Raw genomic sequence first — 14,045 nt, forward strand, 5'->3', positions numbered from 1 at the left:
AACACCTCTCAATACAATATCATTCAATGACTTCGTATGTTGCTATTGGATTAGTTTTATTTTTCAATGTTAGCTCACCATTTATCCGGCACTTGAAAAACTCCTTGACCTTTTGGTAAGAATTTTCGCTGACCAGGATTTGCCCAGGTGCTGCTGACGCCTGAAGCCGCTGGGCGATATTGACAGCGTCACCAATCACCGTATAATCCAGCCGCCGCAAACTAGATGAACCAATATTTCCCGAAATCATCTCTCCACAATTGATCCCAATAGAAACGTCTGGTTTAAAATTCACAGTTTCTGTGATTGATGGCAAGGATTCCAATTTATTCCTCACCGCCAAACAAGCATCAATGGCCCGATCCATGTGGTAGTCGCCCCGAAAAACAGCCATGATGGCATCGCCGATAAACTTATCGATAAAGCCTCCTTGTGCAATGATTTCTTTCACCATGATATCAAAATAGCTATTCAGTAGTTTCACAACCGTATCGGGCGATTCGTGTTCACTAATGGAGGTAAAGGAACAGATATCGATAAACGCTACAGCAGCCTCAACCGTTTCGTTAGCAGTAATGGAGGCCTCAAATTCCCGGGAGTCCATAAAATTCAAAACTGTTTGATCGACATACATTTTCAGAATGTTGTTCTCCTTAACGGCCCGAAGCGTATCCCGCATTTGGTTGACGAACCGCACGGTCTTTTCCAGAGTAAGTTCCAGATCCTTAAAATCAACGGGTTTTGTAATAAAATCGAAGGCTCCAAGATTCATGGCAGTTCGGATATTGGTCATATCGCCGTAGGCTGAAATGATGACCGATTTCAAAAGAGTATGTTGCTCGCTAATTTTGGTTAATAAAGTCAACCCATCCATTTCAGGCATGTTAATGTCGCTTAAAACAATATCGACGTCGGTATGTGTTTGTAACTGCTCCAGTGCATGCACGCCATTTATTGCAAAAACAAATTCATATTCTTGCTCTCTAATCTTCTTTCGAAACTTTTGCTTTACGAGAACTTCAAGGTCCGTTTCATCGTCAACTACCAATATTTTTGTCATGTTCCCAACAGTTTAATTTTATTCTTTAACGCTGCAAAATCTACCGGTTTGGTCAGAAAATCATCAGCCCCCAGCTCCATGGCTTTGTTGTAATTATCTGAATCTCCGTAAGCAGTAATCATCATGACAACAGGAGGTGGTGTGTGATTTTTCAGTTTAATGTGTTCCAATAATTGCAAGCCGCTCATGCCCGGCATGTTGATATCAGAGAGAATTAGAATTGCTTCGTGCAAGTATTTCTCCATACAGCTTAAAGCAGCCTCACCCGAGTAAGCGAATTCGAACTCTATTTCACCATTCTTTATCTCTCGTCTAAACCGTTGCTCGAACAATGGCTGGACGTCCATTTCGTCATCAACTACTAAGATCTTTGTCATCGCGCTATGGGTATTATAAGTTTAAATTCGGTCCCTAGTCCTTCTTTACTTTCTACTATTAACTCACCTCCATGTCCCTTTGTTACGATATCATAACTCATACTCAAACCCAACCCGGTTCCCTGACCTGCTGGCTTGGTGGTAAAGAACGGCTGATAAATTTTATCGACAACATCCTGAGGGATTCCACTTCCATTGTCAGAAACTTTGATTTCGACCGCATCGTCCAATTGGTGTGTTGAAACCAGCACCCGGGGCTGATAGCCTTGCGGTTGACCTTGCTGTTTCTCCGACACCGCATAAAAAGCATTGTTGATCAGGTTTAACAATACCCGCCCAATGTCCTGCGGAACCACGTTCACTTTGAGCAGTTTTTCGTCTGCCTCCAGCTTAAAATCGGCGTTGAACGATTTGTCTTTGGCCCGCAGTCCATGATACGAAAGCCGCAGGTATTCATCCGCCAGTTTGTTGATATCAGTGGGTTCTTTTTGTCCCGATCCGGCACGGCTATGCTGCAACATACCTTTTACAATGGCATCGGCCCGATTGCCATGATGATTGATTTTCTGCTCGTTATCTTTAATGTCTTTGGCAATTGCCTTTACTTCTTCCAGATTTCCTTTTTCAACTTCAACTTCCAGATCAGCAATTAATTCGCTGTTCAACTCCGAAAAGTTATTCACGAAGTTCAAGGGATTTTGAATTTCGTGGGCAATACCGGCTGTCAATTCACCCAGTGATGCCATCTTTTCCGCCTGAATAAGCTGCTTTTGAGTAGTCTTCAGATCATTGTATGCCTTTTCAATTTCTTTGGCCTGAGCCAACTCCCGCTCCTGGTTCTTCTGCCTTTCTTTTCGAACAATCCTTCTCCGCTGGAACCTGTCGAATGCAAACACCAAACCAATAAAAATCAGAGCATAAGTCAGCCAGGCAATCCAACTCCGATACCAGGGGGGCAAAATTGTTATCGAAACCTGCTTTTCAGCCCAGACGCCATAACCGTTCGATCCTTTAACGTGAAAGACGTACTTGCCGGGTGGAACATTGAAATAGTAGGCTTTACGGCCCGAATTGGCTTCAATCCATTCCTTATCGTAATTTTCGAGATAATATAACAAGTGGTTCTGTTCCGGATTGCTATAGTCAATGATTGTAAAATCGAACGAAAAAATGTTTTGATTGTATTTTAATGTGATTTCGTTGGTTTCCTGAAGCTTCTTCGATAAAGGCCCGTTCTTACCCGGATGTATGACCTGGTCTGAAATATTAAATCCTGAAAAAACGATCTCGGGGAACGGTAATTTTCGGAGAAAATCAACCGGGTTAAAATGATAGTAACCGGTTCCGTTTCCAAAATAGAGATCCCCGTTTTTTGCTTTATATCCTGAAAACCGGGACAAATCGCTTACGCCCAAATTAGAAGCAAGCAAACTGGTTTCGTTTCTATCCGGGTTCAGTTTCACAATTCCGTCAGACGTTCCAACCCACAGATTTTTATGATCGTCCTCAACAATGCTGTAAACATCGGAAGAGAAATCCTTAATCCGAATAAAATTGTCAATCTCTGGATTGTATGTGAATAGTCCTTTATTGGTTCCTACCCATAAAGCTCCGTCAGAGTCTTCAAACGTAAAGCCGACTGAAAATCCTCGCAGATAATTTCTGAAAGTTCCGGTAACCGGATTAAACTGATTGATCCCCCCACTACTCCAACTACCGGTCCATAACTTACCTGCTTTGTCCTCAACAATTGATGTGATTAAATTAGTGCCGCCCTGGGTTGTATCTGCCCGATTGATCCAATATTGCTTGAAACTTCCGGTCTTTCGATTCAACAGGTTTAGCCCGCGGAACGTAGCCACCCAAAGGCTGTCATTACGATCCTCAAAAATTGAAAACACTACATCAGCACTTATTGAATTCGCATTTTTAGGATCATGCTGATAACCGGTAAATGTTTGATCGGACGCATTCCACCGGTACAATCCACTGGCTCCACCAATCCATAAATTCCCCTCATGATCGTATCTCATGCTGTAGATTCCATAATTTGTGGCGCCGTCATCAGAATAATTTATTTCCGGACCATAGCTTTTTGTCTGTCCTGATTTTTTATCCATTCGTATCAGCGCTTTTCGGCTTCCTATCCAAAAAGATCCGTCCGACTCTTCAAAAATTTGATTTACAGGAGCAGTTGCAACTTTCGTGTGCGGCAGTTCGCGTGACAACAGATTTACACGGTAGAGATTTCCCTGGTCACTTCCCACCCAGAATACGCCGTCGTTTGAAGTCAGTGCTATTCGCGCACAGATGTCGGCAAAGCCGGTTTCTTCATTCAGGTTCCGAAGATACTGATGCATCTCCCCTTCTGCCGGATCATAATAAAAAAGCCCCTGCCGTTTTGTTCCCAGCCAATAGCCGCCCAAGGTGTCCTGTGTGATGAAATGGATAAAGTCGTTTTCACTTGGCCCGGTATATTCCGGAATACTCAATCTTTCGGGGTGTGCAGGATCGTACAAAATCCGAGTAAAAGTTCCGTTTTCCCGGTTCATTTTGTGCAAACCATTGTGAACGGTTCCGATCCACAATATACCATCCCTGTCTTCGTAAATTGCACTAACTTTATTATTCACTAAACTGTGCTCATCACCCGGAATATGCTGGAACCTGGTAAATGTTCCATTATTTCTGTTGTAACGGCTCAAGCCTCCATCCTCTGGTCGTCCGCCATTTGTTGCAAACGGACTTCCCGTACCGATCCACAAAGTTCCCTGACGGTCTTCATACAGAATACGAGCCATCCGGTCGCTGAGTGTGGCAGGATCACTTTTAACCGATTTGAAATGTTTGAAAGTGTTTGTTCCCGGATCGTATTGATCCAGTCCCTGCTGGGTAGCTATCCACAATATACCATATCGATCCCTCAAAATGTCGTTGATGGTATCGTTTGCAAGGCTGCCCGAATTATTAGGATCGTGTTTATAGCACGTAAATTTGCCGGTGGCCGGATCATAACGATCCATACCGCTTCCCAGCCCGCCCGTCCAGATTATGCCGCTGTCATCGATATGAAGGCAAAGCAAAAAGTTGTTTGATAATGAATTGGGATCATTGGGGTCGTTTGCAAAAGAAGTCAATTGACTCCCGTCGTATTTGTAGAGTCCTTTCTTGGTCGTAAACCAGATGAAACCGTCCCGGTCCTGCTTGATATTCGTAACCGAAGTAAAATTGCCGCCGTCATCGGGCACAACTTTCCTGAATTCGATAGACTGTGCAAGGCTGGTTATACAAAAGCCGCAAACCACAGTAAGTACTACCCAGAATTCAAAAATCAGCTTTTTCATAATTTACTCGTTTGAGACGTTATGACTGACTATGTAAACGTATCATAACAGTCTTGGTTTTATCTGTTAGTCCTATGAGATATTCAATCGAACGATAAACTCAGTTCCTTCTCCTTCATTTGTTTCTAATTGTATTTCTCCTCCGTGCGCCTTAATGATATCAAAGCTCAAACTTAAGCCTAAACCTGTTCCCTGCCCGGTTGGTTTGGTGGTATAAAATGGTTGAAATATTTTTTCCTTTACATTTTCCGGTATACCCGGGCCGTTGTCCTTTACTCTTATTTCAACTTTGTCATCAGCTTTTCTAGTCTGTACAACAACCAATGGTTTGAAACTGTTGTTGTTTTGCTTAACTTTTTCATTTACAGCATAGAATGCATTATTGATCAAATTGAGCAACACCCTCCCAATATCCTGCGAAACAACTTCTATTTTAGGAAGGTCTTCGTCTGCCTCCAGTTTAAAATCGGCATTAAACGACTTGTCCTTCGCCCGTAACCCATGATACGAAAGCCGCAGATATTCGTCCGCCAGTTTGTTGATGTCGGTAACTTCTTTTTGTCCCGATCCAGCCCGGCTATGTTGCAACATCCCTTTTACAATACCATCAGCCCGCTTACCGTGGTGATTTACCTTCTCCAGATTTTGCTTGATATTGCCAGATATTTCTTTGGCCTCGTTGATTTCTCCTTTTTCAAGTTCTTCATTCATTTCATCAATTAGCTCAATACTGACTTCCGAGAAGTTATTGACAAAATTTAATGGATTCTGTATTTCATGCGCAATTCCTGCGGTGAGTTCACCAAGCGATGCCATTTTTTCGGATTGGATAAGCTGGGCCTGGGTAGACTTGAGTTCTGATAATGTTTCCTCAACATTCTTTTTCTGTGTTTCAATTTCTGCTTTTTGCTCCTGGAGCAATTTGTTTGCTTTTTGTTTGTTTTTATTGTTCCGATAAAGAATAAACAGTACCAGAATTGCTGACAACAAAGCTCCGGTTATACTAAAAATCCATAAGCGCTGGGTTTTATTTTGCTGTTCTTTTAGAGCCCCTTCCTGTTCCAGTTGATCAATTTGTTGCTGGCTGTCTTCAACAACTGAGCTCATTAAGGTTTGAAATACTCCCTGGTTGGATTCTATGCTATTGTGTTTGTCAATAATCTCCTGGTATTTTTTCAGGTATTGATATGCCATTGACTCATTTCCTAACGCTTCATAAATTTTTGAGGTTGTAAGGTTAATTACCCTTTCATATTTGTCGTCCTTACTTCTGGCTTTTGAGTTTTCAATTGACATTAAAGCATACTTCAATGCCATTTTATTTTCATCCAAATTGTGGTAACAAGATGCAAGATAGTTTCTAATCCACTGGACTCCGTCGTTTGCACCGTAAGCAACATAAATATTTAAAGCCTGATTAAATTTTCTAATAGCATCTTCGTAATTTTCTTCATCCATTGCAATCAGTCCTTCCAATTCGTTCTTATTCCCAACCATGGGCATGTGACTTGCGCTGTTTCCGTTTTTTATAGCACTATGGATATACCTGCGTGCTTTATCATAATCTTTAATTGACCTTAAGGCAAATATCGCTCTGACTTTTGCCCAATTTGCTTCATCGTCTCTTTTTAATTTTAACAATAGGCCAATTAGTTTATCGTTGATTTCCACCTGTTTAGAATATATCTCCAGCGTCCCATATAAATCCGTCATTTGATCGTATTCATATACCATCATATTTGAGTCTTTTATTGACTCAGAGTATTTTAACGCATTGAGATAATGTTTTAAAGCCAGATCGGATTGCCCATTGTCCCTGTAAAAGTTAGCCAATTGAAAATTGATAGGACCCAGCGCATTTTGATCTTTAATGGTCCCAAGAAATTCCTTTAACTCCTGTTTGACTTTTTCTCCTTTTTCTAAATCTCCTGTGATAGAAGTAAGATAAACCAGATAACTATATGCAGACAATACCGGGTATATTTCACCTATTTTTTTGCATAATGATATTAGGATTTCAAGTTGAGGAATCATTTCAGCTGGATGTTTCTCTGCTTCTAAAACGCTAATAAACCAAGCGGTTATTGTTGCCTGTATTTCTGTTTCGTCCAGCTTTTTATAATAATCATATGCCGACTTAAAATTTTGATACTCGTCTATCTGAAAAGGGTAATAATTGTCCGGGATAACCGGGGCTACAACTTGGTCTTTAAGATTTAGTTTAACGGCAAGTTCAAGCGCTTTTGATACATGGTAATTATATAAGTCACCATATCTGAGAAATGCTGCCAAGGTATAATGGTACATTATTTCTCCTGCTTTAAAATCAACCCGTTTGGCAAGTTCACGGGCCTTAATGGTAGCATCAAACCCCTTGATGTAATCTTTATTGTAAAATTGAAAACGGGCGTAATCGTTCAACCATTTAACTTTTTCTTCGTTGTCTTTGCTTTGATTGATAAGTGTCTGAAGACTGTCGATATTAGTGGATTGAACGATCTGCATGCCACCTTTTAACTTGCCACGAGCAGCCACAACTTGAGCAGGGAGATAAGCAAGCGCTGATTTTTCAATGGTCTCAGCATCCAATATTCCTTCGTAAATATTAAAGGCGTCAATGGCGCCAAGCCATGTCTGGTCTGAACTAAACCCACTTTTGGCCAAATAAGCTACCGAATCTCCAATATTTTCAAGGCGATTATCCGGATATTCCCTGTTCGTTTGAGAATCGACAAGGATCCCATCGACATAGAGCTTTAGCTCCAAATTGTTAAACGTTGTTACGATATAATGAGGTAGACCGTCATTAAATGGGTTACAAGTAGTCTTCGTTTCTGTCGACCACGGCGCTGTTTTTGTTTTACAGGAAATGGATGATAATGGAAAACCACTATTTTTTACAGATTGGAAAATGTAATCCGTTCCCAAAATTTTACCCTCATTCCCAAAATAGGAAAGCATAGTAGTTTCACCATTTTCCTTGCCTGCTATGATATATGCCTCCAAGGAAAGAGAAGTGTAAGCATTTATTTTGATTAATTTGGCGGGGAGATCTAAGTATTGTCCTTCTTCTGTAGTTATGTATTTCCCGTTTGCTATATTTCCCCCTTTCATCAATCCATCCGCATGGCCAACTACATCTCGTGCAGTGCCATCATCAAAGGTATAAGCATGCTCTAATACCGGTTTCGGATTAATTTCCAACTTACTTCGGGCTGCTAAAACTTGCTCTGGAAGGTAGTCAAGCGCTGAATTTTCAATGGTTTCGGCATCCAGAATTCCTTCATAAATATTAAAGGCATCAATAGCTCCCAGCCAGGTTGAATCGCGACTATATCCACTTTTACCCAGATATGCCAAAGAATCACTTATATTTTCCAGAAAATTATAGGCGTTATTTTCAATGGTTTGTACATCCATCAATAGCCCGTCAATATAAAACCGGAGTTCTTTATTGTCAAAAGTCGTTACTAAATAATGTGGCAACCCATCGTCTATCGGACTGTTGGATGAGGATGAGGTTTCAGAACTCCAGGGAGTCAAGTCATCTTTACAGGAGATGGTTGATCTGCTGATTCCATTATTTTTTAGCGATTGAAAGATATAATTGATTCCTCGCCAATCGTTTACATTTCCAAAATAGGACAGCATCGTGTTTTCAACATTATCTTTGCCGGCAACAACATAAGCCTCTAATGTCAGAGAAGAGTAGGTGTTTATTTTGATCTTTTTAGCGGGTAGTTGAATATACTGGCCTTCTTTTGTGGTAATATACTTCCCATTCTTAATTTTACCGCCTTTCATCACCCCATCGGCATCCCCAACAACGTCTTTAGCTGTACCGTCATCAAAAGTATAGGAATGTGTTAATACTACCTTCTGTGCTTGTGTATAAGCAGGAGCAAAACAGCAAAGCAATAGTGCAATAACAAGTGTTCTAATGCGAAAGTCCTTATCCATGATTATACTTCGTTTAGTGTTATAATGAACGTCGTTCCCGTTTTAGAGTCAGATTCAAGCCTCAACTCCCCTCCATGAGCCTTCACAATATCATAGCTTAAACTTAGTCCAAGTCCGGTTCCCTGCCCGGTTGGTTTAGTGGTAAAAAAGGGCTGAAAAATCTTTTCTTTGACAGAATCGGGAATACCATCACCATTGTCATTTACCTTAATTTCGATCTTGTTCTTAAGATTTTTTATTCTTACAATGACATACGGACTATAGTCTATTATGTTTTGTTTGGCCTTTTCCGCAACCGCATAAAATGCATTATTAATCAGATTTAGCAACACCCTACCAATATCCTGCGGAACAATATTTATCATCGGAATATTATCTTCTACTTCTAACTTAAAATCAGCGTTGAAGGATTTGTCTTTTGCCCGAAAACCATGGTACGATAAGCGCAGATATTCATCTGCAAGCGCGTTGATATCGGTTAATTCTTTGGGCCCGACCGATGTTCGCGAATGTTGCAACATTCCTTTTACAATGGCGTCGGCCCGCTTGCCGTGGTGATTGATCTTTTCGAGGTTTTGCTTGATGTCGTTTGAGATTGCCCTAGCTTCTTCCACATCTCCCTTGTTGAGTTCCTCGTTCATTTCATCCATCATCTCATTGCTCACCTCAGAGAAGTTGTTGACAAAGTTGAGTGGATTCTGAATTTCATGGGCTATGCCGGCAGTCAATTCACCAAGCGAAGCCATTTTTTCGGCCTGCACTAACTGAGCTTGAGCAGATTTTAATTCGGAAAGGGTAATTTTTAATGTGGTATTTGTTTGGGCTAACTCTTTATAATTTTCTTCGAGTTCATTTTTAGTATTCGAAAGGTCTTCCACCATTTTATTAAAGGCATTTCCCAGTTCGCCGATTTCATCGGAAGATTTAATGTGCACTTTCAAATTCAGGTTACCTTCACCTACTTTTCGGGCGGCATCGCGCAAAGCAAGTACCGGGACTGATATTTTTCGAGATAGCAGAAAGCCTAAAAGCAAACCGATAAAAAGTACAAATCCACTCACAATAAGCGAAGTGTATCGGATCTTCATTTCACTTCGGTTGATCTCGTTGGTCGTAAAAGCAAGTATGATATCGCCCCAAATAATGGGTGTATTGTAGGTTCCCCGTTTAATGACCAGACCTTCGAATGACTCAATATACGGATCAGGATTTTCGGTGGCGGGAAATGTTCGAAAAACTGATTTCTCAATCGTAAAACTGGTATGATCTTCATTCCACACCGTATCGCACTGCACCATGCTCACAAACTTCAGGCGTGAATCATCTTTAACGAGTTGAACAGCAGCCCCCAGGTTTTCGAAGTTTTGATCGGTTAGCGCAATGTTTACGCCCAATGCAACAGAATTTACAAGGTTCTGAACTTCGGTATTATAATTCTTTAGCAACGCCTTGCGTTGTTGCTCCGGGAAGTAGTACAACGTAAAAAAGGTGAACATTACCACTATTAAAAATACGGTAAGCCAAATTCTCGATTTTAGAGAGAAAATCATACGCGTTGCTATTTAAAAATTATCTTTCTATTCCGACGAATTGAGTTGGGTTGCCCCATCAATGGCAATAATCTTTATTTCGTTGTTTGCCAAAGGTTCATCAATAACACCTATTGCTCCGGGGTTTTGTGACACATAAGCTTCGAGTTCTGATTTTGTATTGAAAAATTTGGGAGCCTGTGCCTTACCCTGGAACACCAGGGACAGCCAGTATTTATTCAGTTCATCACCCGTCATGTCGTATAGATCCGAAGACGTTGTCTTCCCCACCTCGGTACTTGTTTTCATAAGCGCGATGAGTATTCTTTTTCCATCGTCCCATTTTAGCTTTTCTCCCATAAGGACCGATTTTAACTCAGAAAACTTCATCGCGAGTGGAGCACCTGACTGATTTCCCACAACGGTCAGACGAGGTTGTTCGGCTCTCGCGCTCACCAAAAACAATAGCAGAAACGCCAGGCAGAACCAGCTTGTCCGAAAATGATTTTTCCGGAGTCTTAGATGATATGTAAGTTGTTTTTTCATTCTAAAATCCTATTGCAAATTGGGTCATTATTGTACTCGTATTGTCCGAAAGTTCGGAATGTTCGTATTGATACTCCAGCTTCACAACCGCCAGATAGTTTAGTTCAATCCGAATACCTGCAACCACGGAGCTTACATTGTTTTTGTTGTAGTAAATTTCACCTTCCTGAAAATGCAAGTAATCGTAACGTAAATAGGGTATTACCTTAGGGGTGACTTTGTACCCCGCGTAAACATAAGAAGCGAAGGATTTGGTCACCCCTGTAGTGTCTGTTTTATTAAAGCCAGCGGTACCTTCTGCCAGGATTTCAACTTTTTTCCCAAAGGTTGAAACTGATGCTGTCAGCAGATTTTGTTTTACCTTCCAGTCTAACGTTCTACCATGCAAATCGGCTCCGTTCGAAATCACATCGTTATACCACGAAAGCCCGAGCCTGAGCCGTCCGGCGGGTTTGACATGAACCGCCATGGAAATCGACTTGTTTTTATCATTGTCTTTAACATCTTCTGATCCTATTCCATTCCCGATATACAGATCATACCCGAACCTGAGGTCTCCCAAATCGTGTCCGCGTACACCAACGCCAACTGTATGTATCGGTATAATTTCTGCTTTAAATAAAAGTGGTCGTTCAATGGTGGGAAAAAAAAGCCGACCATGGTGGTAAGTATCATTCCAATAGTTCAATGGAGTATGTACTTTGCCCATCAGTAAATCGTTATTTCCCTTCAGATTATAGTCGATGATAACCCTCTCGACACTTATCGAAAATTCGGAATGCGACAAAGGATCAAACTTAAAAACGGTTTCTCCTAAAAATGAAATACGATCACTTAACACCGAAGTGATAAAAAGATCCTGTTCCCCAAATCCAAAGGACAGCTTATCTCCCGTTTCATATTTTCCAAGTACATCTACAAATCCCCTGATCTGTGTATCCTGGCTCCAAGACGGAGTAGCGATAAAAACTAACTTGATAATTAGTATTGTAAAAAAGATCTTTTTCATATGGGTTGAATGGTTGTTATCAAAATTTACAAATACAAATACTTATCTGACAATAAGATTCGTACATCTTATTGCCCAGTTCTGTTCAGAACGGCAATACGATGGTAAATTCAGCACCCTTATTTTCGGTAGAATTCACCTGTATCAAACCGCCATGTACTTTCACAATATCGTAGCTTAAACTCAATCCGAGCCCGGTTCCTTTGCCTGTGGGTTTTGTCGTGTAAAAGGGTTGAAATATCTTCTCTTTTACTGTTTCTGGTATGCCGGGCCCATTATCTCTGATATAGATCTCTATTCCATTACCGGTCTTCAATGTTTTTACAACAACTAAAGGACCGTAGGTGCCCCTCCGCTTAACCGTTTCACTTACAACACATAAAGCGTTATTCGTCAAGTTAAGCAAAACCCGCCCAATATCTTGCGGAACGACATTCAGTTTGGGAATACCATCTTCGACTTCCAACCTGAAATCTGCATTAAACGATTTATCCTTGTCCCGTAACCCATGATAAGACAATCCCAAATATTTATCTGCAAGCGCATTGAGATCTCTGGCTTCTTTTTGTCCGGAACTGCTCATGGAATGTTGTAACATCCCTTTCACATAAGATCACCTTCAGCCATGAAGCTTTAAAAAGCTCTCTTCCAGGAACGAAATCTGCTTATTAGCAATTTAAAACGAACTTATTTTCGTCTAGTGTTTACGCAATTGTTTTACGATTCCGCCTTTTACCTCATTGATACTCTGCACATAAAAAAACGCTTCAGGATCCTTGGTTAGAATCGCATTTTTTATGCGGTGAATCTCCAGGCGGGTGACAATGCTCATCACAATATCACAATCGTATTTCAGATCGAAACTATCGGGCAAATAGCCCCGCTCTCCTTTGTAAACCATAATTGCCCGTTGAAAATCATTCACAATAATGTGCTTCACATCCTCATGGTGTTTCGAAACGACCGTCAGTGCCGTGTATTCTTCAAATCCATCAACGACATAGTCGGAGGTTTTTACTGCCGTAAAATAAGTCAGAATCGAATACATGGCCGGTTCGATACCCAGACCAAAAGCAGCAGTCAGGAAAATAAAGGTATTGATGAGCAGAATAATTTCACCGGTACTAAAGCCTGATTTTTTGTTGGTGTAATCAGCAATTATTTCCAGACCGTCAATCACACCACCTCCTTTAATCACCAATCCTACGCCCAAACCAATCAGAAATCCGCCAAAGACAGCAATCAGTATTTTATCGTTCGTAACAACCGGAATATCGATGTAATTCATCAGGACTGACAGCAGCAGAACGGCCAAGAATGCTCGGACTGCAAATGTTTTGCTAATTTTATGATAGCCAATTACAAGGAATGGGATATTGAAAAGAATTAGAAATATACTAATGTTATAGTGGGTAAACTCGTGTGCCAAAATGGACAAACCAGTCACACCACCATCCAAAAAGTGATTAGGCATCATAAACCCCTTTAAAGCGACAATCGCGCATAACACACCCAAAACAGTGTATATAATTGATTTAACTGAATAGATACTTTTCCAATGAATTTTGTTCTTTACCACCATAGCTTGTTCGTTTTAATCATTCATATTCAAATAGCAAAGTTAAATAGTCCAGGACCATTTGTCCAGAATTTCCTGCAAGTGTTGCTGCTTACGAGGCTCCCGGTATTGGCGAGCAAAAGTTGTGTGATAGCGGTGTGTGCGCAGAAAATTTACCTGCAAGCGGTCCCACTCTTCATGGCTGCTAATTCTACCATTCGCAAACAACTCCTGATAGAGCGTTTCGCCGGTTGTATAAAACTCGTCGGTTCCCAGATAATCCAGATCTGAATCACCAATAATTTCCTCCAACAGGTTTTGGGGATTCTGAGGGAGTTTAGTCGCCCGAATCATGCCGGCAATCTTTTCAATATCGGTGATTGAATAGCCCAATTCCGGCAAAACCTCCGCGGCAATCAGAACACTTTGCTCTTCGTGGTTATCATACCCGTGCGTAAAGCCCAAATCGTGAAAGAGCGCGGCTGTTTGAAGTAAAAAGGCATCATGCTCCGTTATTTCCAATTGACCAATATATTGACCACAAACCTCCAACACACTCAAGCTGTGATGAATGCCATGGTAACTTAAATTTCCGGGGATCAAATGCTGGAATTTTTCCAGTATATATTTTTTCAATTTCGTAATATTCATAATTATACAGT

Annotated in this window: 10 protein-coding genes; all 10 read right to left on the minus strand. The window is 40.9% G+C overall.

The window, feature by feature from the left end; translation table 11 throughout:
- Positions 1-19: 19 nt before the first annotated feature.
- The 10 genes from GJV22_RS09435 to GJV22_RS09480 all read right to left on the minus strand — a co-directional run bounded on the left by GJV22_RS09435 (position 20) and on the right by GJV22_RS09480 (position 14,034).
- Positions 20-1,060 (minus strand): adenylate/guanylate cyclase domain-containing protein, encoded by a 1,041-nt coding sequence (locus tag GJV22_RS09435; RefSeq protein ID WP_163712156.1) that lies wholly within the window; start codon positions 1,058-1,060, stop codon positions 20-22.
- Positions 1,057-1,437: a response regulator gene (locus GJV22_RS09440; RefSeq protein ID WP_163712159.1), complete on the minus strand. Its 381-nt coding sequence runs from the start codon at positions 1,435-1,437 to the stop codon at positions 1,057-1,059. Before GJV22_RS09440 ends, GJV22_RS09435 begins: the two co-directional genes overlap by 4 nt.
- Positions 1,434-4,781 (minus strand): sensor histidine kinase, encoded by a 3,348-nt coding sequence (locus GJV22_RS09445; RefSeq protein ID WP_163712161.1) that lies wholly within the window; start codon positions 4,779-4,781, stop codon positions 1,434-1,436. The genes GJV22_RS09440 and GJV22_RS09445 overlap by 4 nt, the downstream gene beginning before the upstream one ends.
- A gap of 72 nt (positions 4,782-4,853) precedes the next feature.
- The gene (locus tag GJV22_RS09450; protein WP_163712164.1) at positions 4,854-8,741 is read right to left on the minus strand and encodes a LamG-like jellyroll fold domain-containing protein; all 3,888 of its coding nucleotides are present in this window, start codon (positions 8,739-8,741) and stop codon (positions 4,854-4,856) included.
- Positions 8,742-8,743: 2 nt separating this feature from the next.
- Positions 8,744-10,237, minus strand: coding sequence for a HAMP domain-containing sensor histidine kinase (locus GJV22_RS09455; protein ID WP_205461809.1), 1,494 nt, complete (start codon positions 10,235-10,237; stop codon positions 8,744-8,746).
- Positions 10,238-10,318: 81 nt separating this feature from the next.
- Positions 10,319-10,630: a hypothetical protein gene (locus GJV22_RS09460; protein WP_163712169.1), complete on the minus strand. Its 312-nt coding sequence runs from the start codon at positions 10,628-10,630 to the stop codon at positions 10,319-10,321.
- A 187-nt stretch (positions 10,631-10,817) separates the two neighbouring features.
- Complete coding sequence (locus GJV22_RS09465) at positions 10,818-11,825, minus strand: hypothetical protein (protein WP_163712172.1); 1,008 nt, start codon at positions 11,823-11,825, stop codon at positions 10,818-10,820.
- A gap of 85 nt (positions 11,826-11,910) precedes the next feature.
- Positions 11,911-12,423, minus strand: a complete 513-nt coding sequence (locus tag GJV22_RS09470) for a sensor histidine kinase (RefSeq protein ID WP_163714913.1) — start codon at positions 12,421-12,423, stop codon at positions 11,911-11,913.
- A 99-nt stretch (positions 12,424-12,522) separates the two neighbouring features.
- Complete coding sequence (locus tag GJV22_RS09475) at positions 12,523-13,407, minus strand: YitT family protein (RefSeq protein ID WP_163712175.1); 885 nt, start codon at positions 13,405-13,407, stop codon at positions 12,523-12,525.
- A 39-nt stretch (positions 13,408-13,446) separates the two neighbouring features.
- Complete coding sequence (locus GJV22_RS09480; protein ID WP_163712178.1) at positions 13,447-14,034, minus strand: HD domain-containing protein; 588 nt, start codon at positions 14,032-14,034, stop codon at positions 13,447-13,449.
- Between the last annotated feature and the right edge of the window lie 11 nt (positions 14,035-14,045).

This window comes from Mangrovibacterium lignilyticum, assembly GCF_010882175.1.
Lineage (GTDB): Bacteria > Bacteroidota > Bacteroidia > Bacteroidales > Prolixibacteraceae > Mangrovibacterium > Mangrovibacterium lignilyticum.

Excerpts from the sequence above, each read along its gene's own strand:
- GJV22_RS09435 (WP_163712156.1), bottom strand. The coding sequence starts at position 1,060 with ATGACAAAAATATTGGTAGTTGACGATGAAACGGACCTTGAAGTTCTC.
- GJV22_RS09445 (WP_163712161.1), bottom strand. The coding sequence starts at position 4,781 with ATGAAAAAGCTGATTTTTGAATTCTGGGTAGTACTTACTGTGGTTTGC.
- GJV22_RS09475 (WP_163712175.1), bottom strand. The coding sequence starts at position 13,407 with ATGGTGGTAAAGAACAAAATTCATTGGAAAAGTATCTATTCAGTTAAA.
- GJV22_RS09465 (WP_163712172.1), bottom strand. The coding sequence starts at position 11,825 with ATGAAAAAGATCTTTTTTACAATACTAATTATCAAGTTAGTTTTTATC.
- GJV22_RS09450 (WP_163712164.1), bottom strand. The coding sequence starts at position 8,741 with ATGGATAAGGACTTTCGCATTAGAACACTTGTTATTGCACTATTGCTT.
- GJV22_RS09470 (WP_163714913.1), bottom strand. The coding sequence starts at position 12,423 with ATGTTACAACATTCCATGAGCAGTTCCGGACAAAAAGAAGCCAGAGAT.
- GJV22_RS09455 (WP_205461809.1), bottom strand. The coding sequence starts at position 10,237 with ATGTTCACCTTTTTTACGTTGTACTACTTCCCGGAGCAACAACGCAAG.
- GJV22_RS09460 (WP_163712169.1), bottom strand. The coding sequence starts at position 10,630 with ATGGGAGAAAAGCTAAAATGGGACGATGGAAAAAGAATACTCATCGCG.
- GJV22_RS09440 (WP_163712159.1), bottom strand. The coding sequence starts at position 1,437 with ATGACAAAGATCTTAGTAGTTGATGACGAAATGGACGTCCAGCCATTG.
- GJV22_RS09480 (WP_163712178.1), bottom strand. The coding sequence starts at position 14,034 with ATGAATATTACGAAATTGAAAAAATATATACTGGAAAAATTCCAGCAT.